Origin of the sequence: Posidoniimonas corsicana (assembly GCF_007859765.1) — a bacterium.
GTDB classification, from domain to species: Bacteria; Planctomycetota; Planctomycetia; order Pirellulales; family Lacipirellulaceae; genus Posidoniimonas; species Posidoniimonas corsicana.
On the sequence record NZ_SIHJ01000004.1, the window covers coordinates 196275 to 220389 of the forward strand.

At 60.3% G+C, this 24115-nt stretch carries 18 protein-coding genes and 1 tRNA gene; 4 read left to right on the top strand and 15 right to left on the bottom strand.

Annotation, left to right across the window (positions count from 1 at the left end; genetic code table 11):
• The first annotated feature begins 297 nt into the window (after window positions 1-297).
• Window positions 298-1362, top strand: a complete 1065-nt coding sequence (locus KOR34_RS22060) for a mannonate dehydratase (protein ID WP_146568289.1) — start codon at window positions 298-300, stop codon at window positions 1360-1362.
• 73 nt (window positions 1363-1435) lie between these two features.
• Here KOR34_RS22060 and KOR34_RS22065 read toward each other — a convergent pair whose 3' ends face one another.
• From KOR34_RS22065 to KOR34_RS22075, 3 genes are all read right to left on the bottom strand, one after another.
• Window positions 1436-2215 (bottom strand): dockerin type I domain-containing protein, encoded by a 780-nt coding sequence (locus tag KOR34_RS22065; RefSeq protein ID WP_146568290.1) that lies wholly within the window; start codon window positions 2213-2215, stop codon window positions 1436-1438.
• A gap of 56 nt (window positions 2216-2271) precedes the next feature.
• Window positions 2272-10428: a cadherin-like domain-containing protein gene (locus tag KOR34_RS22070; RefSeq protein ID WP_146568291.1), complete on the bottom strand. Its 8157-nt coding sequence runs from the start codon at window positions 10426-10428 to the stop codon at window positions 2272-2274.
• A 495-nt stretch (window positions 10429-10923) separates the two neighbouring features.
• Entirely contained in the window at window positions 10924-11226 is a 303-nt protein-coding gene (locus tag KOR34_RS22075) for a response regulator transcription factor (RefSeq protein ID WP_146568292.1), read from the bottom strand.
• A gap of 802 nt (window positions 11227-12028) precedes the next feature.
• Between KOR34_RS22075 and KOR34_RS22080 the strand changes: the two genes are divergently transcribed.
• Window positions 12029-12574 (top strand): CbrC family protein, encoded by a 546-nt coding sequence (locus KOR34_RS22080; protein WP_146568293.1) that lies wholly within the window; start codon window positions 12029-12031, stop codon window positions 12572-12574.
• Window positions 12575-13094: 520 nt separating this feature from the next.
• Here KOR34_RS22080 and KOR34_RS27595 read toward each other — a convergent pair.
• Both KOR34_RS27595 and KOR34_RS22090 read right to left on the bottom strand, forming a co-directional pair.
• Window positions 13095-13679, bottom strand: a complete 585-nt coding sequence (locus KOR34_RS27595) for a recombinase family protein (protein WP_390620804.1) — start codon at window positions 13677-13679, stop codon at window positions 13095-13097.
• 114 nt (window positions 13680-13793) lie between these two features.
• A complete protein-coding gene (locus KOR34_RS22090) occupies window positions 13794-14030 on the bottom strand; it encodes a hypothetical protein (RefSeq protein ID WP_146568295.1) in 237 nt (78 codons plus the stop codon).
• Between the two features lie 327 nt (window positions 14031-14357).
• On the opposite strand from KOR34_RS22090, the gene KOR34_RS22095 reads away from it, so the two are divergent.
• Window positions 14358-14915 (top strand): helix-turn-helix domain-containing protein, encoded by a 558-nt coding sequence (locus tag KOR34_RS22095; RefSeq protein WP_146568296.1) that lies wholly within the window; start codon window positions 14358-14360, stop codon window positions 14913-14915.
• Window positions 14915-15766, top strand: coding sequence for a phage minor head protein (locus tag KOR34_RS22100; protein WP_146568297.1), 852 nt, complete (start codon window positions 14915-14917; stop codon window positions 15764-15766). The genes KOR34_RS22095 and KOR34_RS22100 overlap by 1 nt, the downstream gene beginning before the upstream one ends.
• A gap of 5 nt (window positions 15767-15771) precedes the next feature.
• Here the strand turns inward: KOR34_RS22100 and KOR34_RS22105 are convergent, their stop codons facing one another.
• The 10 genes from KOR34_RS22105 to KOR34_RS22150 all read right to left on the bottom strand — a co-directional run bounded on the left by KOR34_RS22105 (window position 15772) and on the right by KOR34_RS22150 (window position 23801).
• Window positions 15772-16458 carry a hypothetical protein gene (locus tag KOR34_RS22105; RefSeq protein WP_146568298.1) on the bottom strand — a complete coding sequence of 229 codons (687 nt, stop codon included), beginning with the start codon at window positions 16456-16458 and terminating at the stop codon, window positions 15772-15774.
• A gap of 163 nt (window positions 16459-16621) precedes the next feature.
• Window positions 16622-17197, bottom strand: a complete 576-nt coding sequence (locus tag KOR34_RS22110) for a recombinase family protein (RefSeq protein WP_146568299.1) — start codon at window positions 17195-17197, stop codon at window positions 16622-16624.
• A 344-nt stretch (window positions 17198-17541) separates the two neighbouring features.
• Entirely contained in the window at window positions 17542-18261 is a 720-nt protein-coding gene (locus tag KOR34_RS22115; RefSeq protein ID WP_146568300.1) for a GIY-YIG nuclease family protein, read from the bottom strand.
• Window positions 18262-18729: 468 nt separating this feature from the next.
• Window positions 18730-19254 (bottom strand): hypothetical protein, encoded by a 525-nt coding sequence (locus tag KOR34_RS22120; RefSeq protein WP_146568301.1) that lies wholly within the window; start codon window positions 19252-19254, stop codon window positions 18730-18732.
• A gap of 108 nt (window positions 19255-19362) precedes the next feature.
• Window positions 19363-19737 carry a hypothetical protein gene (locus KOR34_RS22125; protein WP_146568302.1) on the bottom strand — a complete coding sequence of 125 codons (375 nt, stop codon included), beginning with the start codon at window positions 19735-19737 and terminating at the stop codon, window positions 19363-19365.
• A complete protein-coding gene (locus KOR34_RS22130) occupies window positions 19715-20116 on the bottom strand; it encodes a hypothetical protein (protein WP_146568303.1) in 402 nt (133 codons plus the stop codon). Before KOR34_RS22130 ends, KOR34_RS22125 begins: the two co-directional genes overlap by 23 nt.
• A gap of 76 nt (window positions 20117-20192) precedes the next feature.
• Window positions 20193-21533: a tyrosine-type recombinase/integrase gene (locus KOR34_RS22135; protein WP_146568304.1), complete on the bottom strand. Its 1341-nt coding sequence runs from the start codon at window positions 21531-21533 to the stop codon at window positions 20193-20195.
• A 217-nt stretch (window positions 21534-21750) separates the two neighbouring features.
• A tRNA-His gene (locus KOR34_RS22140) sits at window positions 21751-21824 on the bottom strand.
• Between the two features lie 345 nt (window positions 21825-22169).
• Complete coding sequence (locus KOR34_RS22145; RefSeq protein WP_146568305.1) at window positions 22170-23453, bottom strand: hypothetical protein; 1284 nt, start codon at window positions 23451-23453, stop codon at window positions 22170-22172.
• A gap of 132 nt (window positions 23454-23585) precedes the next feature.
• The gene (locus KOR34_RS22150) at window positions 23586-23801 is read right to left on the bottom strand and encodes a hypothetical protein (RefSeq protein WP_146568306.1); all 216 of its coding nucleotides are present in this window, start codon (window positions 23799-23801) and stop codon (window positions 23586-23588) included.
• Window positions 23802-24115 lie beyond the last annotated feature (314 nt).

A 24115-nucleotide genomic window follows, 5' to 3' on the forward strand; every position in this document is an offset into this window, starting at 1 on the left:
GTGAGCTAACTCGGAGGACCGCGGCGGTTGGGAGCAACTAGCAGGGTGTCCCGTCGCGACTAAGCAGGAAAGTCGCATTCGCGCAAATGAGTGGTGTAATTGCGTACGGCGCGTCGTTGCCTAAAATCCCGGTTGCACAGAATCCGCGGCTGGCGGCGGCGACGGGCCCGCAAGGGCGATCACGCAGAAGCGTATTGCAATTGCGTTTGGCGGACCGTTGTCCTTGTGAGTGGCGGAGTTTAATGAAACGATTCACGGAAGCGGTATCCCTACATTGCTCTTCATTGAGACACGCTTGTGAAACTCGGCCTGGGCCTGTACCGGCATCAACTCGACCGCAGCAACTTCCGGTTCGCTCGCCAGTGTGGGGCGACGCACCTGGTGGCCCACCTGGTCGACTACTTCCGTGGCGATTCCGACAATCCGCCCGGCGATCAACCCACTGGTGGTGACCGAGGTTGGGGTAGGGCTGGCGATCCCGGCCAGCTCTGGACGGTCGAAGAGATCGTCCGCATACGCGACGAAGCAGCGGACGAGGGTCTCACGCTCGAGGCGATCGAGAACCTCGACCCGGCGCACTGGCACGACATTCTCCTCGACGGCCCCCGCAGGGCCGAGCACGTCGCTAACGTCAGGACTATCATCCGCCGGCTTGGCGAGGCGGGCGTGCCGATCCTCGGTTACAACTTCAGCATCGCCGGCGTGTGCGGACGGGTAACTGGTCCGTTTGCCCGGGGAAAGGCAATTGCCGTAGGGATGGATGGCCCGTACGACACGCCCATGCCACAAGGCATGGCGTGGAATATGGTTGTTGATCCAGACGCCCCGGCTGGCGCCGCCGCCGCAGCCACTCCCCAGGAGCTGTGGGACCGCCTGCGTCGGTTCTTGGATGACGTGTTGCCAGTGGCGGAGCAGTGCGGCGTGCGGTTGGCGCTGCACCCCGACGATCCGCCGCTGGAAACCGTGCGGGGCCAGCCGCGGCTGGTTTGGCGACCGGAGCTATACCAGCGGGTAATCGATCTGAACGGCAGCCCCGCGAACCAGCTCGAGTTCTGCGTCGGCACGATTGCCGAGATGCGGGACGCGGACGTCTACGCAGCAACGGCCCGCTACGCAGAGCAGGGGCGGATAGGTTACGTTCACCTCCGCAACGTCGTAGGCGCGGCACCACACTATCGCGAGACCTTTATCGACGACGGCGAGGTTGACGTTCGCCGCGTGCTGCAGGCGCTGCGCAACGCGGATTTCCAGGGCGTGGTCATCCCCGACCACGCCCCCCAGATGAGCTGCGACGCCCCGTGGCACGCCGGCATGGCCTTCGCAATGGGCTACCTGAAAGCGGCCATCGAAGCCACCGGGTAGCCTAGTCCGCCCGGGCAACCTTCGCAGATGTGTCGGCCTGCGAACGCGAACTTGGGGTCAACGATCCCGACTCTTACCGACGCCGTCGAAAGGCGCCCCACCACCCCGCGAGACCCGCCAGGCAGAAGGCCGTCGCTTCGGGGGCAGCGTTGGCGACACCGCCTGGCGCCGCCACCGAGGCGCCGTACTGGTCTCGCCAGACGAGGTAATCGTCCGAGTCGACGCTGCCGTCCCCGTCCCCGTCGGCGCCTGCGTAGGCCGCGCCGCTGCCGCCCAAGTTATCGCGCCAGACCGTGTAGTCTGCCGCGTCGACCGACCCGTCGCGGTTGAAGTCGCCGCTCAGGAAGACGGAGATCGAACCTGTGTCCGAAAGGTCAAGGGTATAGGCCGAGCCGAGGTCGTCGGCCAACTCGTTAAGACCACCAAACGACAACGAGTACTCTCCGACTGATGGCGCCGCGATTGAGAACGGGACCGTAACGAGCCCCTTTTCATTAGCCAGTGGGGCAGAGCCTGGGTTGGAGCTGTAGAGGTCCTGTGCGGTCTGGATCTTCTGGTCCGAGTCCGAGAAGTTCAGCACCGCCCCGTCGTTGAACAGAGCGTTGGCCGGGCCGGTGGCGTCGAGCAGTGTCACGTCGGTCGAGTCGACCGAGAACTCCACCGCGAACGCGCTGGCCGGCAGGCCGAGCTCGGCTCCGGATACCGACAGCCTCACATCGAACGACCCCGTGATCGGATCGGTGTTGCTGATCGGGATATGAACCTCCGGCAGCACATACCCGACCTCGGCCGCCACTGGCCCCGCCGCCGTAAAGGCGGCAATCGCCGCCGTGAGCATCATTCTGGAACGCATAGCCTTCTCTCCGGTGTCATGTACAGTCTTGAGTCGCGTTATCCAGGGCTGAACCGTTAGAAGGCTGAGCCGAAGAGCTGGCCGATTGCCTCGTCCCGCTCTTCTTCCGTCTCATTTTCCTCCGTGTCCTCTCCAATCGCTACCGTTTCAGCATCTCCGGCCGAGGATCCGACCTCGTCCAGGTACAGCAACAACGACTGGTCCTGATAGGCGGAAACTTCCGCTTCTGCTAGCACCGCAGGTCCGGCTGCCGGGCCGGCCGGGAGGCTGCTCGACAGCACAAACAGCACGGGGGCTGGTGCCTCGTTTTCCGCCGGGCCAGCAACCTCCTCCGAGTTAATCGGGTCGGAGATAGGCGACGCCGTGAGCGCCGGGGCCGCAGCTGGCGCGGGCGCCGGAGGCATTGGCGAACCGGTGGGCAGACTGCTGAACTGCCGCAGGCGGATGTCGTTGACGTCCGTTCCGGTCACCGTTCCCGAGCCGTTCACGTCCGCGTAGATCGAGTAGCCCGCGTCTCCCACCGCCAGAAGCTTCTTGCCATTGGCGAAGCCCAGGTCGGTCGGTGAAACCTGTGAGCTGCGGTTGGCGTCGCCCGGGACGATGTTGACCTGCAGCGAGTCGCTGTCGGACCCGCCGTCGTTGACCGCGTTTCCTGCGTCGTCTTGGACGTCTGCGCCGTCGACGTAGACCAGCAGCTTATCGGCTCCGATCGGATCGAACAGCGTGATCGTCGCGGTAAAGGTAGTGTTGTCGTACGTGAACGAAGCGATGCTGGGCGACGAGTTCACCCCGATCAGCTGGATGTCGTCGGCGGTGATCGTGCCGCCGCCCACTTTCTGGACTTCCTCACTGAAGGTCACGTGGATGACATCCAGGTTGACCCAGGGCAGCGACGCTTCGCCGTCAGCGACTGAGTAGCCCAGGCCCATGGTGGCGTCCACCTCGTCGATGAAGCTGCTGCTCCAGTCGAGAGAGGCGACGCGGACCGAGGCGATTTCGGGCGGCGTGACGTCAATCACCTCTACGCCGACCAAAGTAGCGGACGCGGAGTCTCCACGGTCCGAGACCGTGACGGTCACGTTGTAGATGCCCTTATCCGAGTAGGTGTGGCTCTCGGTGGCGTTGCCGCTGGTGAACACGGTGCCGTCGCCGAAGTTCCAAGTGTACTCAAGGTCGGCCATCGCGTCCCCGTCACTCGCCGAGACGGTGAACGTCATCGGCACATCCTCGGTGCCGGGCGTGCCGCTATCGACAGTGAACCCAGAGATTACCGGGTCGATGTCTGGGACATCGGTGACACTGATCGTGACAGTCGCGGGGTCCGAAATGTTGTCTGGGACAGCCGTGGTGCCATCGGTGATGGTGTAGGTGAAGGTCTCAGCTAGGATCTCGGGATCGGCGTTGCCGTCGCTTATGTAGGTGAACAGGCCATCGGCGACGTGAGTCAGTGTGCCACCGCTCAGGATGACCACCATGCCGGGAGTGAATGGCACCCCAGCAACCTCGACGAACGAAGGCTGGCCGGTCTTGCCGGAAATATCTGGCCCGTGTCCGTTGTCCGCGAACACGTCGAATTCGACCAGGGTGTCGCCCTCGGTCACTATGAAGTCGTCGTCGTTGGCGACCGGCTCGAGATCCTGAACTGTCACGTTGACCGTGACAACCGTCGTGGCAGTTCCGTCGGACAGGAAGTACTGGAAGGTGTCGGTACCCGTGCTGCCGTTAGCCGTGTAGGTAATCGTACCACCGCCGGAACCGAGGTCGCCGATGTCGGCGGTCACCAGGGCGCCAGTGGCCGTGGCTGACACGCCAGTCAGGCTGATGGTGTCGCCATCGGCATCGCTGGAAAGATTCGCCTCCCCGCCGAACGCCGGCATCGCGGACTCGAGGACGTGCAGGACGAACGAGCTGTCCTTGTCCACGGTGATCTCATACGGGTCGGCGTCCGCCACCGGGGCGTCGTTGACGTTCGCAAGGACAAGGTCGACCATCTCAGTCGCCGCAGTCAGGCCAGCGGCATCTTGCAGGTCTACCGTCAGGATGTCCATCAAAACATCGATGTTGCCGGTGTACTCTACGGAACCGTTGCTAGCGTCAAGCAGGGCCTGCAGGTCGGCTGCCGAACCCGTGAGGGTCAGGGTAGCCCCACCGACGCTGACGGTTACCCCGGTCGGCGTTCCCGAGACAGCCAGCGAGCCGGCGTCCACGTCAAGGGTAAGCGTCAGGGTGTCGCCGGCGTCCTGGTCGCCGACGGTGATGCCGGTGATCGTGCCGGCGGTTTCCTCAGATAGGGTGTTAATCGAGGCAGGAGCCATGAGGGTCGGCGCCTCGTTGACATCCGTCAGGTTTAGCGTCACCTCAATGCCGGGGCCCCAGTCGCCCTGGTCATCTTTGGCGCTGACCAAGACCGTGTACGGAGAGGCTGACATCTCGAAGTCGAAGTCGGCAGTGGTCGTGATCTGGCCGGTACTGTCGATCTCGAAGCCTGCGTCGCCGCCGACAATATCGAAGTCGACGATCGTGCCCGAATCGTCGGGGTCTGTCGCGGTGACCAGTCCAACCACACTGACTGGGGCGACGCCTTCGGGGAATTGGAGCACCTGGTCGGGATCGACGTTCGGTGCATCGTTCTCGCCGGTGATCGCGATCGTGACCGTGGCGAGGGAGATCGTCGGGTGCGACAGGTTGTCGGCGGACGTGTCCTCGATCCGGTAGGTGAAGGAGTCGGTGGCGGTGGCGCCGTCGTCGAGGTAGTCAAACGCGCCGGCCGGGTCGTAGGTGAAGCTGCCGTCGGCGTTGAGCGTCACGTTGGCGCCCGAGGTCAGTGAGATTGTGGCGCCATCGACGAAGGCGGCGCCGTTCGCCTCGGTGATCACAAAGCCGACGCCTTCTGGGTCGGCGTCAACTCCGTCGCCCGTGTCATCCGTCAGCAGGTTCTCCGAAACAGTGCCCGACTGAGTCACGCTGTACTCGTTGTCGGTCGCGATCGGCGAGTCGTTTTGCGGATCGATGGTGATCGTGAACGACTGACCGGTAGTCTTTGTGGCCGCAAGGGCGCCGCCATCGAGTTCGCCGTCCATCACCTCGTACGTGACTGTGACAGGGCCGGTCCCCTCACCGCGATCGTTGTGGGTGAAGGTCAGCTTATTGTCGGCGATTTCAGCCTGTGTGATCGGGAGCGCAGATCCCGTAAACGGAACGCCGTTGACCGACAGCACGCCGATGTCGGGCGTGACACCGGTGATCATGATGGTAAGTTCGTCGGCGGGGGTTTCCTCATCGGTGTAGGTAAAGTCCGTGATACTCACGGGAGTGCCGACGGTGTCGACCTCTTCGGGGACGCTGACCGTTCCAGGGCCATCGCCATCGGACGGGGCGTCGTTCACCCGGGCGATATTGACCGTAAAGGTGAGGTTCGGAATCAGGTCGTCGCCCTGGCCGTTTGTGACGGCGAACTCAAGGATCGCCACATCGCTGCCCGGCGTTGCGTCCACACCCAGCGAGTAGATCTGGATGCCGGTGTGCAGGTTGGACGGGCCGCTGGCGTCGGTGTCGTTAATGTCCTGCTGGGTGAAGCTGGTGATTCCAACCGGGGTGCCGGCGATGCGGTTTCGGATCTCGACCAGATCATCGCCGTTGCTGTTGTCGGCTCGCTTGATCGAAACCAGCGTGTACGTAATGTCGGCGGGGTCGATCTCGGGGTCGGCGTCGGTCACGTTGAGGACCGATGTCGTGATGTAGTTCTCGTCGGCGTTGTGGGAGCCTTCGAGGATGCTCAGCCCCTCGTTCGCCTCAATCACCAGTGGATCGTTCTCCGCGATCACGTCGATCATGACCGACAATGGGGCGGAGTCCACGATTCCATCGTTGACTACGAATTCGACCGTCCGTTGCGCGGTGCTCGGGGCGTCGGTGGTGTTCTCGAACTTGACTGAGCTGAGGAACGACTGGTACTCGGCGGCCGTGGCGGCGCCGGTCAGGATGATTTCCGTGCCGGTGTCCGTGATGTTGTCCATAACGGTGAAGCCGGCCGGCAGCATCATCTCGTCAAAGCTGAGCACGTCACCCGGCGTCGGGGCGGTCAGGGTGACCGTGGCGTAGGCCATCATCACCGACGGGCCATCGCCGTCGGTAACGGTTATGTTGGGGATCAGCGCGACCGCCGGGTCGTTCTCTGTGTAGGTGATCGTCGCTGGCGGCATCATGTCGTCGGTGTCGAGCACCGGCGCGTCGTTTACCGGTGTGATGTCAACCGTTACGGGCAGCACGTTCGAGGCGCTGTCGCTGGACCCCCCATCATCGACCTGGATGGTGATCGACCGGGAGGCCTGCATGTTGATGTTGTCGGTCGGGTCGGTCGAGGTGCTGCGGTAGGTGATCGAAGCGATCGTCGCTTCAAAGTCGGCCAGGTCGGCAGGACCGATTAGTTTCAGCACTCCGCTCGTGCCGTCGTCCGAGGCGTCGACTGTGACGCTGCCAGTCGGGGTGACCTCCAGCAGGTCGCCCGCTAGGAAGTCGGTGATGGTGATGGTCGCCGAGGCAAGCTGCAAGTTGTCGACATCCGAGAGCGAGATGCCGCCTGCCAGCAGGACGCCTGGGTTGTCTCCTTCGGTGTATGCCACCATGAGAGGCCCGGCTGGGGTGACTTCTGGGGCGTCATTGATCGGCGTCACCGTGACGTTGATCGTGCCGCTCTGGTCGGGCAGGGCCCCGTCCGCGACATCAAACGAGAATGAAGTTGAGCCGCCCTGGCTCGCGTCCTTGATGGCGACGTTGCCGCTTAGCAGTTGCAGGTAGGTGAACGTATCGTTCAAGCCGAGCGGGGTGCCGTTCAGCAGCAGCGAGGCGTCAGTCGGGAGCGATGTGATCTCAATCTCAATATCCGCGGGCACTCGGTCCGGGTCGACGATTGAGAGTTGCGCACTCGTCAGCGTGAACGTGGACTCCTCGTCCATCGTGAAGTCATTGGTGGATAGCTGCAGCGCGTCGTCCACCGGATCAATTGAGATGTCGACCGTAGTGTCGACCGTGTTGTCGCCGTCGAAGACGGTGAGCGTCAAGGTTGCGTCGGTGTCATCGTTCAAAACGCTGGTGTACGAGATGTCGCCCGCGACCAGAGCCGCCTGCAGGTCGGTCGGAGAGCCGGAGAGCACCAGCATGCCAGTGCCATCGCCACTGTCGACGGTGACGCCAGCCGGCGTTCCAGTGACGTTGAGGGCGCCGGAGTCGACTTCTAGGGTCAGCGTGACGATGGCGGTGTCGGCGTCGGTGACAACGAACGCGGCGTCAGCAATCGGCGTCTGGACATCTTCGTCGACGCTGATCGAGGCCGGGCCCGCCACCACCGGTGGGTCGTTGATTTCGTTGATGTCGATCGTAGCCACGTCGGTCGCGATGGTCCCGCCGTCGTTGTCATCGACACTGATTGTCAGCGTGTCGGCTGGTGTGTTGGCAGCGCTGGTGTAGAGCACGTCGCCTGATTCCCAGGCGGCAACAATGTCGCCAATCGATCCAACGAGCACCAACGACGTCGGAGTGCTGGCGGCATCGGCTACCAGGGCGCTTGTGCCTGACAACGCGATCGTTCCACTACCGACTGCAAAAGTGACAGTGACGGGGGCGGAATCGGGGTCCACGATGCCGAAGCCCATGCCAATAAGCGGCGTCTCAACGGCTTCTTCCACTTCCAAGCCGGTCGGCGCGCTGACTTCAGGATTGTCATTTACCGGCGATACCGAGACGCTGAACGTTGCGGTGAAACTGGCTGCGCTGCCGTCGGTGACCGTGAAAACGAATGAGTCGCTGGTGGTCTCGTCGCCATTGTGGGTGTAAGTGAGCTTGCCGGCGTTGATGTCGGCCTGAGTGAACGTGTCCATCAAGCCCAGTGGGCCGACTCCGGCCAGAGTCAGCGTGCCGGCCGGAATCGAGTCAACCGTGTAGGTCAGCGTGTCGCCGATGTCGGGGTCGCTGTATTCGAGGTGCAGAGCTTTGGTGATGACGGCCGATCCGCCTTCGATGACGGAGAGCGGCTGGTTGCGGACCTTGAACAGTGGGTCGTTCACGCCGGTGACGTCGACCGTTACGCTGGCGGTGTTGCTGGCGATACCGTCGCTGAGGGTGTAGTCGAAAGTGATCGAGCCCGAGGCGCCAGCCGCCAAGGTGTTGAGACTGGCGGAAGTCGAGGGATCGAGGGTGAAGTCCCCGTTCTCCCACACCAGCAGCGTGGCGCCGCTAGCCAGGGCAACGGGCGTTCCCATGGGATTGGCGACGTCATCAATTGGGACGCCCTCCACCTCGGAGACCGTTAGGGTGTCGGACTCGGCGCCATCGGCCGGGGCGTCTGGATCAGAGTCAATCCCATTGCCGTTGTCGGCGAGCAGGTTGCCGCCGACGGTGGTGTCTTCGTCGGTGGCAAAGGAGTCATCCTTGGGTACCGGGGCGTCGTTGACCGGAGTTACGGTAAGCAGGAACTCGCCGTTGGTAGTCGAGTTCGCGTCAGGGCTTTCCAGGCTCGAGGGGTCGGAGCCGTCAACGTCACCGCTGTCACGGACGATGAACGTGAAAAGGCCGGAATTCCCCTCCCGACCGTCGTGGTACACGAACACGCGCTGCAGGCCGGAGGCGTTGTTCAGGTTTTGCTGAGTGAAATAGGTCTGGTCAAATCCGCCGCCCGCGGGGCCGATGGTGGTGCCGTCGACCAACTCGAGCGAGATACCCGGCGAGAGGCTGGTGATCTCGTAGACGATGTTCTCGGGGGTGCTATCGTCTTCGGCGTCGGTATACGTAAGATCGCTTGAACGGATCCAGCGGAAGCCGCCCTCGTCAATGGTCTTACCGAGATTGATATCCTCGGTTGGCGCGTCGTTGACGGGGGTGATTTCAATTTCAAACGTGAGCGAAGCCGAATCGACGCCACCGTTTGCGGTGCCGCCATCGTCTTGCACGGTCACCGTCACGGTGGCCGTGCCCACGGCGTCGAGCGCCGGGGTGTAGGTCAGCTTCCCGCTGGCGTCGATGGCGGGCTGCATCGAGAAGAGCGAGTTATTGTTGTTGGTAACCGTGGTCGTGAGCAGGTTCTGCCCTGCTTCGATGGGGTCGAAGCCGGTCAAGAAGTTCTCGACTTCTTGCAGGCCAGAATCCTCCGCTGCCGACTGGTCACCCGCCAGCGCAAAGGTCGGCGCGTCGTTCACAGGTGCGATCGCGACCTTGACAGTCCCCGACAGGCCGTTGGTAGTGGTGAACGAGAAGGTGGCCGTATCGGGGCCTTCAATTGCGGAGTTAGGCGTGTAGGTAATTGCGGGGCCGGTTGCCTGGACGGTGCCCTTTGTGTCGCCGGCAGTGACGCTTGTCACATTCGATCCGTCAACCGTAAGCGTAAACGGGGTATCCTCGAGGACAACAATCTCGTAGGCAGTCGTCGATACGGCCAAGGACTCCATCGGGCTGCTGTCGTCGAAGAAAGTTGCGCCGCTAGTGGTGGCGCTGAGCGTGAAGCCGCTGATTCCTACGTCTTCAGCAGCGCTGTCAACGATGGTTCCACTGGCAGAGATTATCGTGTCGGCCGAGCCGTCACCGATTAGCTGCAGACCGTCGAGGCTCGCCGAGCCAGCGAGCGAGATGTTCTCTGCGTAAGTTCCGTCGGTGACAAAGATTCGGTCAAATGTCAGGCCGTTGTTATCGACGGCGTCTGCTGCCGCAGCGGCGATGGCTGCGCCGATCGAGGTGAACGTGTCGACGTTATACTCAGCAGTCGCCGGTGCGCTGGAATCCGTGTGGGTGACGTTGACAATGTCGCCAGTAGTAAGGTCGCCTGAGAGGTCGGTGTCAGTTGCGACATCTGCGAACGTGAAGTTCCCTACCACCAGGTCAGCTGCAAGGGGGACGCGCTCTTCCAGTGGCTGGAAGAACCGCATGCTGCCAACCCGATGCCGCGCTCCGACGGACGCCCGGCGCCGGAAGGTGGGGGGGGCTAGCGCGTCGGAGAACATACTCAGCACTGCTGCCCACAGCGCTGAAAAACGCGTCATGTTGACCGGTACGAATCGCGTCGGGAACGCCTTGCGCCACCGCTGGATCCGAGACTCCCGCTTCCGCTGCATCGCATACACGCGGACTTGCGAACGCTGGCTGATGCGTTCGGCTTTCGTCCGGGCGCGGGCGGCACGGCGAGCGGGGCGGTTGGCGAACAGCGACCGAGAGGTGCGGCGATGCATGGTGTAGGCGTCCTAAGTGATCTTAAGTGAGCTGTAGATGAAGTGATCGCGGTTCTTGCACGGCGGCCCTGGTTTCGCGGGGCCAACTTAGGGCGCCCAGTGCTCCAAGAGCTTCGGAGTAGGTTTCGACAAGACAACCGATGAGATCGCCACGTTGCAGTTGCCACGCATCCTTGCGTGTGAGGAACTGCGGCTGCTCGTCCCGCGATACAGGAGCTTTACTTGTGGAGGTAGGGAGGGTGTTTCGCGTCATGCGGCTCGCTCGCTCGCGGCCCAATCCCGCGGGCTTGGGTAGTTCGAGCGGAACACTTGGAGCCGCAAACTCACGCTAAACCGTATCGATTGGGCAAGCAATTAGCATTTTGTTTACACCCAAGCCGAGGAAGCGATACGCCGCGCGCAGCAATCGCAGAATCCTGCTGAAGCAGAGATGGTTTGCGGACCCAGGCCACGTCGACCGCTGGCCGCGAACGTGGGCGCGTAATCCTTGCGCCGTTAAACCCGGTCTAGGTTTCTCAGGGTTCGAAACACCTGCACGAGGAGCGACACTCGGTCGTTAACCTTGAGAGATTCGAAAACACGGTGCAGGTGGGCGCGGACAGTGGGCGTTGAGATGCCCAGCGCGTGCGCGATCGCTTGATCGCTCTTGCCGGAGATTATCCGTGCGACGATGTCGGCCTGCCGCTCGCTTAGCGAAAGCTCTGCGCAGACGAGTTCCCACTCAGCGAGGTCAAATAGATCAGAGCTCGCGATGGGATGCTCGTCTTGCTGCTTGCTTCTTGCGCCGCTCTCTTCCATCGACTCTGCCCTCTAAGTTGTATCGATTGATCTGTACGGCCATCGCGCCTTACCTATGGCCGATTCAAGTGGGCCTTGTGGTGAAGGAATCTGAGAGGCTTTGGGCCGAAGACGAGACGCCAGATCAGGTGAAAATCAAGGATGGGGGGTCGCGTTGGTGAGTCGCTTGCGAGGGGACGCGGTAGGTGCGGCTCTCCGTTCCACACTTGAGCCTATACGATTGGCCGCATGCATTCAATTAAGAAACGATGAATTGAAGAAGGAAGCTAGACTTTACCTGATTCTTGCAACCTCTCGCTCAACCCACAGGGGGAATGACTGGCGCAGGCGCCACTGGTGGGCGAGAGTAGGGGCCAGGGGTGCCAGAGTCGCACAGGGCTGCCGGATCAGGCCGGTGGGAGTGCGAATCGCCTGAAAACCGGCGGGAGAAACGACGTGTGTCGTTAGCGGAGAAAGGGGTGGCTGAGGGGTCTCGAACCCCCGACCTTCGGAATCACAAGCTCCGATCCGCCGTCTTGCTAAGCGTTTTTTCTGCCTCTACTTACGCTGATCCAAAACCGCTGACTGACACAGATTTGATACATTTCTGACACAGATTTGAACCACTTGGGAGCCGGAAAGCAAGCTTCGTATCCGCACAGGACGATGAAACCTGTGCAGGTTAGGGGGGCTCGACTGTGACCGAGGTTGTGACAACCTCAGCGATTTCAAGCCCGATGAGCGTTAGGCTGAAAACCTCGCAGCATACGAGTTGGTACACTGACCAGCCTATAGCCAAGTTAGCCCCACCGGGGAGGTCGAAGTGTCGCTACCGAATTTCCGCTATCACCCTGATCCCGTCGCCACGGGCAATGTCGTTGAATCCGAGGCAGAATGCGTTTGCTGTGGGACGGCCAGAGGCTTCATTTATACCGGCCCAGTGTATGCAATTGAGGAATACGACTGTTGTATATGTCCGTGGTGCATCTCAGATGGTTCGGCTCACGAGAAACTCGATGCGAGCTTCACCGACGAAAACGGTATCGGTGGGGGTGGCATGTGGGATGAGGTATCCGAAGAACTGGTCGAAGAAGTCGCCTACCGCACCCCTGGGTTCTCCGGATGGCAGCAAGAACAATGGTGGACACATTGCGAAGACGCAGGCCAGTTCTTGGGACGTGCGGGACGCAAAGAGTTGGAATCGCTTGGGCCTGACGCCATTGCTGCGATTCAAGATTCGACCGGCTTGAATGATGGGCCAGAATGGCAGCAATTCTTCAACGCATTGGACAAGGACGGTTCCCCAACTGCTTACGTCTTCCGTTGCCCAAAATGCAATGCCGTAGGTGGCTATCAAGACTGCGACTGAGTGGAGCTAACCACCGGCTGCAGTTGACCGGCGACGCCCGCGCTGTGACGTTGTCGTCGGTTTGGAGCCTACTCCCCGCGGGCGGCCGGCAACAGAGCGGAGAGACGTTCGGCGGCCGTCACTAAACTAACAGCGGATTGCCCAATCTCGGCGACTTGGTGCCCAGTTCTTCGACGCGTCGGCGTGAAACTCCTACGCACTCTTCAGCAGGCTCTCTGCGGTTGACCGCTTCCAATCGATTGGACAGTACTCAGTGGTTTTGATTGCTTCCCCAAAAGTCGGGGGGAGCGACCCGTGAAATCAAAAAGTCGGGGCCCGAAGGGCGAGAAAACCGAATCGCAGCCTTTTATTTTTTAGAGGTACTATCTCTAAGCTCTCAATGAGGGACTACTAGAGGTAGCTATTGAGCGTTGTCTCTTCTCAGTTCTTCTTCTCTCTAAGGGAAGGTAGTCACCAGTACCGGTACTTGACTAGTCACGTTCTGGAACCGGACTAAGTGACTAGACACTTCCGGACGATTTCAGCAGTGGACGATATCGAAGACCGTCGACTTTGGCAGACCGTAGATCTTGCCAACGTCACCGAGACTACACCGCCGATACATCGACTTCACCTTCTCCCGTAGCTCTGGGGTGATCTCTCGCCGGCCCGGTCTGCCGATTCGCTGGCCCGCTTGCTTTCGATCACGGCAAACGAGTTGGCACGTTAGCTCATTAACCTCAGCCTCGGGCATGGTAAGCGGATGATAGGTCACGAAGTCACAGCCGAAACGTTGCAGCTTGTGCGGCATCCGGCAGAGCCTATGAACGTGCCACGCCACAACAGGGCATTGCATGGCGACAGCCATTGCAACAGCGTTGTTGAGTCCGATTCGTTTCGGGCCGACACGCCGGCCGTCGCAGCCCCGATCAATGAACTTGCCCGCAACTTGCAACCCGTGCGAACTCGCCCACCGATGCATCTCGCCTATCGTTGCATCGGGTGAGTGTCGAACCGACCCGCGATCCGGGCTCGTTCGAGAGTAGAGGACAACGGCCCCGGACTCCTTGAAGTTGTACGAGTCGCGGTCAAACAGATTGCCCGCCGTGGCAGTTCCTGGTATCATGTCGGCACGCAAAGACGCTAAGGTAATGGTGGTTTTTGTGTGTAGTAGAACCTGCTGCTAACAGGTTTCGAGCCCCGCGACTGCTCCAACAGTCGCCGGGCTTTTTTCTTGCTCCTACTCTTCTAAGAATCCCATCTCTCGGGCGAACTTAAGAAGCTTGCTGATAGTCGGTTGCTTCCATCCGACGTAGCCGGTTGCGTTGTTGTACTTTCGGTCAGTGAATATCTCAGCGATCTCGACTTGCGAGTGATTGGCGTAAAGCTCCGCCGCTTTCCTTACCAGTCCGCTCTCGATGTAGTAGCGGCGGGTCTCGGCGGGCTTGGTCTTTCGTCGGTCAATCTTCTCGCCCATCGCTCGAAACGGCTTTTTGCTGAGATCGCAAGGAAGAAACTTGTCAAGGGGTGTGATACCCTGTTATACTCATTTTCTCATCGCTGTCAATCAATGGATCGCGTTTCACACCGTGTTTTATAGGGTGAAATGCTTCCGGGGTTGGCAGGATAAATTTCCGGGTGAGGTTTGGTGCAAACCGCCCACCGGTGGGGTGATTTGTCCAATCGAGTGGAGTCCCGGAAACGGGATTCCCAAGTTGCGGCTGCAAGGTCCTGCAAGATTCGGGAGCGTTACCGCAGGTTGCTCAACGCCCCGCCAACGAACGAACACAACTCGCGTGAGTCCATGGAAGCGACAACAGAAACGCCGGCAGTTCCCTCGGTAGTCACCGCCCTTGAGGCGTTAGGCGATCCGCCCAAGGACTTCGAAGGAAGCAAGCTCACCGAGCAGCACCACAGGATCTATCGGGCGAGACTCGCAGGGAAGCCGGTTAGGGAAATCGCCCAGGCAGAGGGAGTAGATCCCTCTACCGTCTGGCGTAAGTGCAAGGCCGTGGAAGCTGAGGCGAGCGAGCAGTATTCAAAGCCCGTCCTCAACATACTCACCGAAGAGCTAGCGAGGCTGACGGATCTAGAGCAGCAAGCCCGGCAACTGGCTGAGTCGAGCAAGAGCGACCGGGCAAAGCAGGCGTACCTAGGCGAAGCTCGCAGGTCAGCAACAGCACGGCAACACTTGCTAGTCACAACGGGCATCCTGCCCAAGAGCCCGGAAAAAATCTATCAGGTCATTGCCGACAATCGCCCCCAAGAAATCCTCAGTGACGACGACAGAGGCCCGACCATTCCCCGGGATCAAGCGATCTCGCAGCTAATCGGGAAAATGGCGAACGCCCGGAGCTTGTAATGTCAGCAACACTCACAGACGCACGACGCGAGCAAGCAATCAGGCTGGCTGAGAACGGGGCACGCTCGCTTATCGAGCGGCAGCTACAGGCGAAACTCGCCCAAATGATCTTGGGCTTTCAGTTCAACTACATAGCGGAACTTGAACGGCAAAATCTGCTGAACGAACCAGACGCGTTTGAGCGTCTGCCTGCGATTCTGGTTGATCCGACATTCGAAGCACGCATTGCGGGAGAGCTATACCGAGCCTCTAGCGTGGCGTTCGAAGCGGGGGCAGTTGTAGCTCTCCACCAGATGGGCTTTGAGGCGACTGCCCCCAGAGTTAGCAAACTTCGGGGCAAACGTGCCCGAGTCGAGGTACTGAAAGCCTTCAAGCTGAAATTCAGGCTAACTAATGGTGCGATAAACCTCAAAATCCTTGAGCGTGCCCAAGCGATAGCCCACCAAGCCGTCAAAGCAACCGTAGAAGCTACCCAACGCACCCTCAAAGAACTTGCCCTAGCGGGCGGCATTACAGCCGGGGCAGCGATTGCCAAACTCAAGCGACAAAAGTTCCCAACAAGCTTTGCCGGCAGGATCGCAGAAACAGAGGCACACGCTGCTTACGAAGACGGGCAGCACGAGACGTACAAGAAATCCGGAGTCTTATACCACTCTTGGATTACCGTAGGCGATAACCGTGTCCGCCCGTGGCACGTCACCAACGAAGCCGAGGGACTAGTGCGGGTGGGTGATCCCTTCCCGAGCGGCCAGGTTCACCCGGGCGATGGTCCGCTGTCGGTGAACTGCCGATGCTCGGTGATTCCAGAAGTCCCCTCTGCCCTAGACCTTATCCCGTGGGATGGCGGCTAGCGAGATCACGTCAGGTAAGGCCTGGGCTTGTTGAGAAATCGTTGAAAGACTGCGTCAACCATTCTCTCGCTGTCTAGTCCTCTTAGGAAGTCGCGAACGCAGTCAAAGCGATTCTCGTTCGACACTTCTGCCTCGCGGTCACATAGGTTGGGCCAACCAGCCTCCTCGCAGTACTTGTCAAGCGAGTACCCCAGCTTGCAAAAGTCGGCGTAGGTCGCGTACTGCAGCGGGTCTATTTCAGGTCCAGCGAGGGTGTAGCACTCCCAAACCATGGACAGCAACTCGACCAGCCAATCTTTGCTACTGGCGAGCACGCCATCTTCAGGCGGGTTAGGCAGGTTGGGGTGCCCCACTTGGAAAAAGTGCTCCACAAAGCCATCGATATCGCCCGCAGTAGAGCCGTAGAGTACTGGGGAGTGACCTTCGTGGGTAACGGTGTTGCGAGCATCAACGAAAAACTTGTCTAGGCCGCTAGAGTTCAGCTTGGCGTCGAGGGCGCCGAACCAAGTATCGAAACTAGGAATCGCTTTGCCTGCGTGTTTTACCGCGAAGTAGATGCACCGGCCCCCATAGGCGAACGCACTGAACATGTAGCTGACCCGATCGTAGTCCTCTTTCTCCTTAGCCATCTCGTCGAAATAGAATGCAGCCTGCTTCACGCAGTACTCAACGTTCTCAAACTTATTGACCATCAGCCGCTTTCGGAAACTAGGGGCATAGCCTGCGAACGCGAATTGCTTCGCAGAGGCACGCGGAAAGAGTACCCGTGGTCGCAAATGGCTGCTACCAGCTTGTGTGTATGAAGAGACTTCTTTTCGATTATTTTTCGAGAAGTTTTTTTTCGCAGACTTTTTTCTAGGCGGCTTTGAGGTACCGAAAAACGGTAGCCCGGCTGATGCCCATCGCCGTTGCGATCTCTTCGGCGTTCAAGCCCTTCTCTCGCAGCTTCTGAGCCCGCTGAGGCTTGCTCTTGGTCGTGCCCGGTTTTCTTCCGAGGTACTGGCCACGAGCCTTAGCCGCTTCGATGCCCGCCTTCTGGCGTTCGCGTCGAGTTTCTTGCTCCATCTGAGCAACAGCGAAGAGCACGCTTGCAACTAGCTGGCCTGTAGCTCCGCTAAAGTCGAGCTGCTGCGTCACGCTCACCACGCGTACCCCTGCCTCTATCCAAGAGACCAGGGTGTTAATGCCGTCCTTAAGAGAGCGTGAGAGGCGGTCCAGCTTGTAACAAACAATGGTCTTCACTTCACCTGCGAAGACAGCTTTCTGAAGTTGCTCGAAGGAAGGACGATTCAGGTTGTCACCTGATTTCTTATCAACATAGAAGGTCGCATCGGTGATGCCGTGGCCCTTGAGCCAACGCTCGATCTCGGCCTTCTGGCCCGCCTCATTCTGACCAACAGTCGAGACACGGATATAGACGGCAGTGCTCATGATCGACCTTACTAAAACCTTACTGTTTTCGTCTCAGTAGAGTGTACTCAAAATGAGACCAATTCTGCAAGTGGTTTTCGGCAAAGAACCCCTGTTTTCAAGAGGCTAAACCGAGGCAACCCTATTTGAGACCGGCAGAAAAGTTGGCTTCAATCTTCGTTGTTGAAGAAGTGATTGGCTCTTTGAAATCGCGTGCCAATTTGCCGCTCAAATCGTGTGCCGAGAATCGCGTGCCAAAGAGGGGGTGGGGGCCGTGTCCAGATTTGGCACGCAAGGTGCGAAAACTGCCTACGTGTGTTTTTTGCGAGTTGCGATTTTGGATATAGCGAGAAGGCACAGCAACTCTACATGAAGCGGCAGCGTTTGAAGGTTCTAATATCTTCAGCGTCTAGGGCGTACCATTCGCCCCTAACATGCTTTTCTTCAAAGCGATCTTTCCAGAACTTCTCAGCCAGGAAAGGAACGCGAGTCTTGATCTTGTGCAACATTTCGCTGTGTTCTGGCGAACCCGTAGCTAAGTTCGACCGACGCCGGTCTGTGTCATTGGACTTGCCAATCTTGTAGTTCTTCCCCTGCTTCATTAGGTATACGTACTCGTCGGCAGCACTATCTTTGGCGGTTGCTTCTGCTTTGGGTGCATCCGATATTGCCCCCGCAACAGGCCGGCAAATCCCTATGACATCATCGAGACCGGAGGTTGCGGAGCAGTACTCGACGAGCTTCTTAGCAAAGGCCGCCTGCCCACCGAATTTGTCGAAGGTCCTGCAATTCGGCATCTCGGGGCATTTCTCGGCATACATCTGCACCTCTGCTTGAGTTGGATACTTTTCGTAGTGACGAATCATTTCAATCATTGCTAGTGCCAACTCATCGAATTCCAATGATGGTTGCAGAGAGTTCGGCTTGTAGCCGGCCTCTTTAACTGCGTCAGACCAGCGTGCCCAGTACTTTCCCCTCCAGTCACTCACCCTAATCCCAGTCACGCGTTCAAACTTCTCTCTCCCCAAAGCCTCGCCATCGACTGCGGATCTACGGATTTCATTTAGGATGAATTCTTTGTTCATGCCAAGAACTGAGGTGACGGAGTAGGGGGAATCTCAATTGCCTTGAACGGTGAGCACCATTTTCCCGCCAGTATACGGAAAAACCCGGCCCAGAGGATCGCTCCCCTAGACCGGGCTCGGAATGCTCTCATTCGGACGCTAGGCCCGACGAGATACCAAGGCCCGGGGTTGTTCAGGTCCCGGGCCTCGCTTGCAGGCAACGTTGCCCGACAAGATTAGAGGCCCCGGCAGCGGCTGAGGTTGCTACCGGGGCAGACCGGGCAGACTCCAAAAAACCCGGTTTCATTTGTTCAATAGGGGGGCGAATCGTGGCGGGCAGCGTTCCCAAGGATTTAGAATCGCTGTCCTACAGAGTCCCTTAACTCTCTGATTCACTCTTCGCCCCCCGAAACCGCCCCCACATGTCAGAGGGGCGGGAGCCGGACCCAAGGAGGAATCACACCTTGGCGGCTGCATGCGTATGGAGCCCTACTTGGCGTTCGCACGCTGGCGGCGTTCGTAATCCTCAACGTCTAGCAACAGCCGCCGATACGTGCCTTGGTTGGGGAGCCTCTGCCAACGCTCTTTGCTCTGGGTTACGTCCCGCACGATTCGGCTACGCTCTAGCTCGCCGAACGAGTAAATGAGATTGCCGGGCGACTCTCTGGCGGCATCGTGGAGCGGCATACGCTGGACGGTTTGCGAATCCATTGCCCAAGCGTTGCCGTAGCTCTTCGCCATTCGACGCTTGAGGGTGTCGATTGCATTCGAGAGGCAGTCTGCGTAGACGAACACCTTTGACTCGGGCACACACCGAAAGACGAAAACGTCTGCGGTTTGGTCTCGCAACTCGCCCCGAAGCTTGGTTAGCTCTGCCTCAAGCTCGGCGATACGCTCACGGGTTGCTGAGTTGTCCGGGCCTACGTCCTGCTCCCGTTTCGGTGCCCAAACTTCGAACCCGTAAACGTCCCCGCTTTCTTTCTCGACCGCTGGGGCGGGGTTCTGCTTCAACATTTCATGCTCATTCCAGAAGCTTGCGGGCTTGCTGGGCTGAGCAGGTGCCCCGGTGTCGAGTAGCCGGGAGGTTTCGGGCTGTGTTGTGGGCATGGTCATTCCGTTGGGTTAGTTCCTGCTTTGCCATGGGAAGCACCGATCAAGGCATGAGTTGGCGTCCAGTCCCGTGGTTTGCTTGGCAACGTGCTGCCGTGGCTGCTGGTCAGTGATCGGGAACACTCCGGACCGGTCAAAGACCGAGTTGGGGTCTTCGTTCTCATCCTCAGGCGGGGGTGGCACGACAGCTTTGGTGAGCGTGCTGCGGAAGCTGCCATCGGGCAGGCGTTCCATAAGCTCTAGATCGCTGCCCGTGCCGACGTGCTGGCCGTTCACATAGACCGGGAAGCGTTGAGGGGTGAGAGCTTTGAGGTTCTCGCGTTTCTGCGAGTTGATAGGCTGGCCACGATAAGCGGCGAGCTGCTCAAGCGTCGGTATCTCGGGCATCCGGTGCCCCCTTTTGGCGTTGGGTTAAGGTCTCGTGAACCAAGTCTTCGTATCTGTCGACGGCGAGCCCAAGGCTCTCGCATAGCCCTTGCTGAATCGTGATGAGCTTGAGCAGGTTGAGCGAACTAAACTGCAACCGCTGCTCTCGCGGAATCAGGCTCGCCAGCTTGTGACGGTGCATGTTGACCAGCGAAGCGGGGCAGACCTGTAGAGCGTGCATTACCCGGGCGTTGTCGGGCAGCACGCCCCGAGCAAGTGCCACGGCCTCATCTCGATCCGAGGCGATCAGAAAGGCCCCTGCGGCCTCTCCCGCAACCGTGCAGGTGATCGCGTAGAGCTGGTCCGAATCTGGTGTCTGCCCGACAGTTTCGGTGCCCATCGGCTCCGCTCGCTTCCGTGTCAAATAAAGTTTACGTGTAAATTATTTATACGCAAACTATTTGGCAAGGCAAGAGCTAACTTGCAAGAAGCACCGCTTCTAATTCCAAGACGGCTTCGAAGAGGCGATCATAGTGCGTGTCGACATAGTGCCGTTTCACGCCTTGCTCTGAGTGAGCGAGGAAGAGCGGCGTTAACGTCGGGTCGCGTTTCTCGATCTCGTTTGCGGCGGTCTTTCGAAGGTGCTTGAAGCTCCGTTTGTGGCCCTCTAGTTTCGCCTGCTTCATTGTGCGGGCAAAAGCCTTGCTTACCGCATCGTGCAATGAGAGCTTTCCTTCGCTGTTGATATACTCTTCGACTAGTGGATTGCCGGTGTTCCCAACCAGCAACGGCCCCCGCTTGGTGCTCCGTAGGATGCGAAGCTGTTTCAGCGTGCGGGGCCAAAGAATATTCCTTGAAGGCACGCCCGTTTTGTGTCTGGGGCGGGTGACGATCCCCGTTTCCCAGTCGATCATTTTCGCCTCTAGGGTCGCAATCTCCCGTTGAGTCGCACCAAGGTTGAGCCCTAGCAGCATGAACAAGCGGGTTCGCTGCGTTGCGACGCTGAAAAGTTGCTTGAGTTCGTCCGCTGTGAAGAACAGAGGCTGCGGCGGGTCAAGTTTGACCTTCGCGTACGAACGTAGGTCTTTGGGTGGGGCCTCAAGATAGTTTTCGTCGACGAGCCAACGCAGCCACTTGCAGAGGATGCTTAGACGCTTCTTGAGAGTCGCCCTGCTAATGCTGCCTTCGCCCCCGCAGTCCACGAATTCCCATTGCTTGTCTCGGTACTGGTTGAGGATCGTTCCCGTTAGATGGTCAATTGAGTGGAGCCCCGGATAGTTGGCGAGCATGAAATCTCGAAAGGTGCCGATCTTGATTCCATCTTCCGACCACTGCTTTAGCGACAGCTCGCCCCGCTCGGCGAGTTGCCTGCGATGCTCGACCCACGTCCGGATGAGGGTGAAGATTCCGTCTTCGGTAGGGCAGGGGAGGGCGGTGCCCGGCTTCATAGCCTGCTCATAACAAAGCCCGATGCCCAAGATGAAGGGAGAATCGGGCAGTTCGGCCACCTGTGGAACGCTCGCCACCACGGCCCGTTGAGGGGCGGGCTTCGGTGCGACGGTCAGGGTGCGGTGAGACTCAACCGGAAGTGAGGGGATCACGCCAGCGGGCAGCAGGTTCCCATTAGGCCCGTAAGGATTGGGGCCGATGCCGTCGAGGTAGTCGCGTAGGCGTTCCCACTCGCGATAGGCCGCAAGGTAGCCCTCGCGGTCCTTCTTGCCGTTGGTTCGCGTCTTGAGGTAGTGGCGTTTGCCCAGATAGGTCTTGGCCCATCGCTTGCGACTGGGGAGCCAAGTGAGTTGGTACTTGAACGGCATAGCTGCGGCTTCCTTGGTTCGAAGGGGCAGCCAGCGTAGCCGAATCGGCGAGGGGGTTCCTTAACTATTTTGGCAGTGCCGACAGACCCAGTCGGGACCACTTTGGGAGCCCTTGGGGACCACTTCGGGTGCCGAAATGAGGAAGCCCTACGAAACGCCAAACTCGGCGAATCGTTGTAAGTCTAAGCTGAGAAAGGCTTAGCAAGAGAGCCGTAAGGGTGGCTGAGGGGTCTCGAACCCCCGACCTTCGGAATCACAATCCGACGCTCTAACCAACTGAGCTACAGCCACCGCGAGAATCCAGAATCCTATCGCGCGGGGCGCAGGTCGGTCAATCCGCCTGCCGCGGGCTGCGATTCCGGGCGGTTTCTAGCGGTGCAGCAGCGACCGCAGGCCCGCCATGGCGGCGGCGCCGACGGCCAGTCCGGCCGCGAACGAGGCGCACAGCGAGGGCAGGTCCAGCGTCGTGAGGTGGGCGAGCAGCATAGCGTTTCTCTCTCGGGCAAATAGGCAGCCGGGGCGGCCGGAATATCGGACAAGCGGCCCTCAGGGAGGTTCGCCCCGCTCTGGGAAGAGATCGGGCCCCGCAAGCCCTCAACCTTAGCTATCCTGGCCCCCCGCGGCAAGCTGGGCGGGCTACTCCGCGGGCCCCTGGAGCCACCGCCGGTAGGCCGCATCCAGCTCGTCGGGCGTCTGGCCGAGCCGCTCAAACAGGTCGTCGGAGTTGGCGTCGCCCTCGTAAAGGCCCCTCAGGTGGGCCACCAGCGGCTCGCGGAAGGACCCGCCGTCGGCCTCCATCAGATAGGTCGCCAGCCCGGCGGACTGGCTGTACAGCGGCGCCAGGTCGGGCCGGCGCTGCAGGTCCAATTTTCCGAGGGGCGCCAGCTCCGCCAGCGGCACGTAGAACACGTCCACCAGCAGCCGGTGACGCGCCGCCGGCAGCCGCCCGCCGTTCGGTTCGCCGATGGTCCAGTCCCCGCCGCTCTCCTCGGGCGGCGTGAGCGACTCGAAGTAGCAGGCAATCCCCTCGACCAGCCAGAAGCCGTGTTGCAGGCCCACCTCCTTCCGCGAGCGGACCGACTCCTTGAACAGCTGATGCACCGCCTCGTGGTACAGGGTCGCACGGTCGATCTCGTTGCCCGCGTAGAAGTGGGCCTCCCGCAGGTCGTCGAAGTAGATGCCGAGCGTCTCGCCGATGCGGGGCTGCTTGTGCTGCAACGCCGCGACGTACTCCTCCTTCGTGCGGTGGAAGATCACGTTGTACGGCCGCGACCGCTGCCGGGCGGAGCGGGTCCCGGCGAAGCGGGACTGAACCTCGGCTTCGCCCAGGTAGTAGCCGGCGAACATCTGACGCCACGCCTGGAACAGCTGCTCCAGCTCCGCGGCGATCATCGCGCCCGCTTCCAACGAGTGGTTGGTGGTCACCAGGAAGTGGTCGGTCCGGACCTGCCAGCCGCGGTCGATGGTCGCGTGCCGCAGGGCGTCCTCCTCGGCGGTGCTCCAGCGACGGCCGTTGCGACGCTCGCCCGCCTCGTACCGCGCGATATCGTCCTGCTTGATCCAGCCGTGCTTGGCGTGCCACACAAAGCCGCGACCGATCTGCCGGGCTTGGTACGGCGTCAGCCACTGGTCCTCGTGCATTTCATAGCCTAGCACCCGCCTGGCGATTTCATTGTCTGGATCGACGGCCAGCGCCCGGCTGGCTAGCTGCAACGCGGCGGACGATTGGCCCATCCCCGCCAGCTCGGCGGCCCGCTTTACCATCTCGGCGGCTTGGGCCGGGTCCGCTTCAACCGGCCCCGGTCCGGCCGAGTACAGGTCCGGCACGACCGCCAGCGCCTCCCCAGACGCGAGGCGCGTCGCGGCGGGGGCCAGAGCGGCGGTTGCGAGGATCAGCAGTAGGAGCCAAGGGCGGGGCATGCCCCTATTATAGCTCACGCTTCGTTGGCCAAATTACCGTCGCGTGAGGCGTCGCCCGAGCAAGCCGTCCTCGTGGGGCCACCGGCGTAGGTGTTCCGGGGCCGCCTGCTGTCGCTTGCGAGTCGAGGCTGCTCACCCCCGGTCGGCGTCTTCCCGCTCTCTCTTTGCCTTCCCCCAGAAGGCCAGCCCGCCGATCGTGAAAACGAATGGCAGGAAGAGGGATCCGATGACGTAGCCCACCAGGTTAGCGGTGTCGGTCGCCTGATCGGCGTCGGCGATGATGTTCTTGACCCCGACCACCCCGGTCAGCGCGGCCATGGCGAAACAGACGACCGCGGCGGTTCGCATAGTTTGGTCCCTAGCCCTCTGAACTCATTGCCCATCCGAGCTTGCCGCTGTCGGGAACGCTCACGGCGCCCGCGGTCACCGCGTTGATGGTTTCGACTGGCCCCCTCCGATGGTTTCTTCGGCGGCGACTTTTGTAGCTCTGTAGAAATCTTATCGTTGCTAGCTAAACTGTAGGTAGTGTTGTTTCCGTACGGTGTGGGTGCGAACGACGAAGTCTCCCATCGCGTTGCTGCTTGCCGCCCACGAGCTGGGTCGTCGGACGGTGCGTCGTTACTGGCATCACCGTGCCCCGAAGAAGTTCACGCTCCCTCAGC

Bases quoted from the DNA above. Each gene is read 5' to 3' on its own strand.
- KOR34_RS22065 (WP_146568290.1), bottom strand. From the start codon at position 2,215: ATGCGTTCCAGAATGATGCTCACGGCGGCGATTGCCGCCTTTACGGCG.
- KOR34_RS22070 (WP_146568291.1), bottom strand. From the start codon at position 10,428: ATGCATCGCCGCACCTCTCGGTCGCTGTTCGCCAACCGCCCCGCTCGC.
- KOR34_RS22075 (WP_146568292.1), bottom strand. From the start codon at position 11,226: ATGGAAGAGAGCGGCGCAAGAAGCAAGCAGCAAGACGAGCATCCCATC.
- KOR34_RS27595 (WP_390620804.1), bottom strand. From the start codon at position 13,679: ATGATACCAGGAACTGCCACGGCGGGCAATCTGTTTGACCGCGACTCG.
- KOR34_RS22090 (WP_146568295.1), bottom strand. From the start codon at position 14,030: ATGGGCGAGAAGATTGACCGACGAAAGACCAAGCCCGCCGAGACCCGC.
- KOR34_RS22095 (WP_146568296.1), top strand. From the start codon at position 14,358: ATGGAAGCGACAACAGAAACGCCGGCAGTTCCCTCGGTAGTCACCGCC.
- KOR34_RS22100 (WP_146568297.1), top strand. From the start codon at position 14,915: ATGTCAGCAACACTCACAGACGCACGACGCGAGCAAGCAATCAGGCTG.
- KOR34_RS22105 (WP_146568298.1), bottom strand. From the start codon at position 16,458: ATGGTCAATAAGTTTGAGAACGTTGAGTACTGCGTGAAGCAGGCTGCA.
- KOR34_RS22110 (WP_146568299.1), bottom strand. From the start codon at position 17,197: ATGAGCACTGCCGTCTATATCCGTGTCTCGACTGTTGGTCAGAATGAG.
- KOR34_RS22115 (WP_146568300.1), bottom strand. From the start codon at position 18,261: ATGAACAAAGAATTCATCCTAAATGAAATCCGTAGATCCGCAGTCGAT.
- KOR34_RS22120 (WP_146568301.1), bottom strand. From the start codon at position 19,254: ATGTTGAAGCAGAACCCCGCCCCAGCGGTCGAGAAAGAAAGCGGGGAC.
- KOR34_RS22125 (WP_146568302.1), bottom strand. From the start codon at position 19,737: ATGCCCGAGATACCGACGCTTGAGCAGCTCGCCGCTTATCGTGGCCAG.
- KOR34_RS22130 (WP_146568303.1), bottom strand. From the start codon at position 20,116: ATGGGCACCGAAACTGTCGGGCAGACACCAGATTCGGACCAGCTCTAC.
- KOR34_RS22135 (WP_146568304.1), bottom strand. From the start codon at position 21,533: ATGCCGTTCAAGTACCAACTCACTTGGCTCCCCAGTCGCAAGCGATGG.
- KOR34_RS22145 (WP_146568305.1), bottom strand. From the start codon at position 23,453: ATGCCCCGCCCTTGGCTCCTACTGCTGATCCTCGCAACCGCCGCTCTG.
- KOR34_RS22150 (WP_146568306.1), bottom strand. From the start codon at position 23,801: ATGCGAACCGCCGCGGTCGTCTGTTTCGCCATGGCCGCGCTGACCGGG.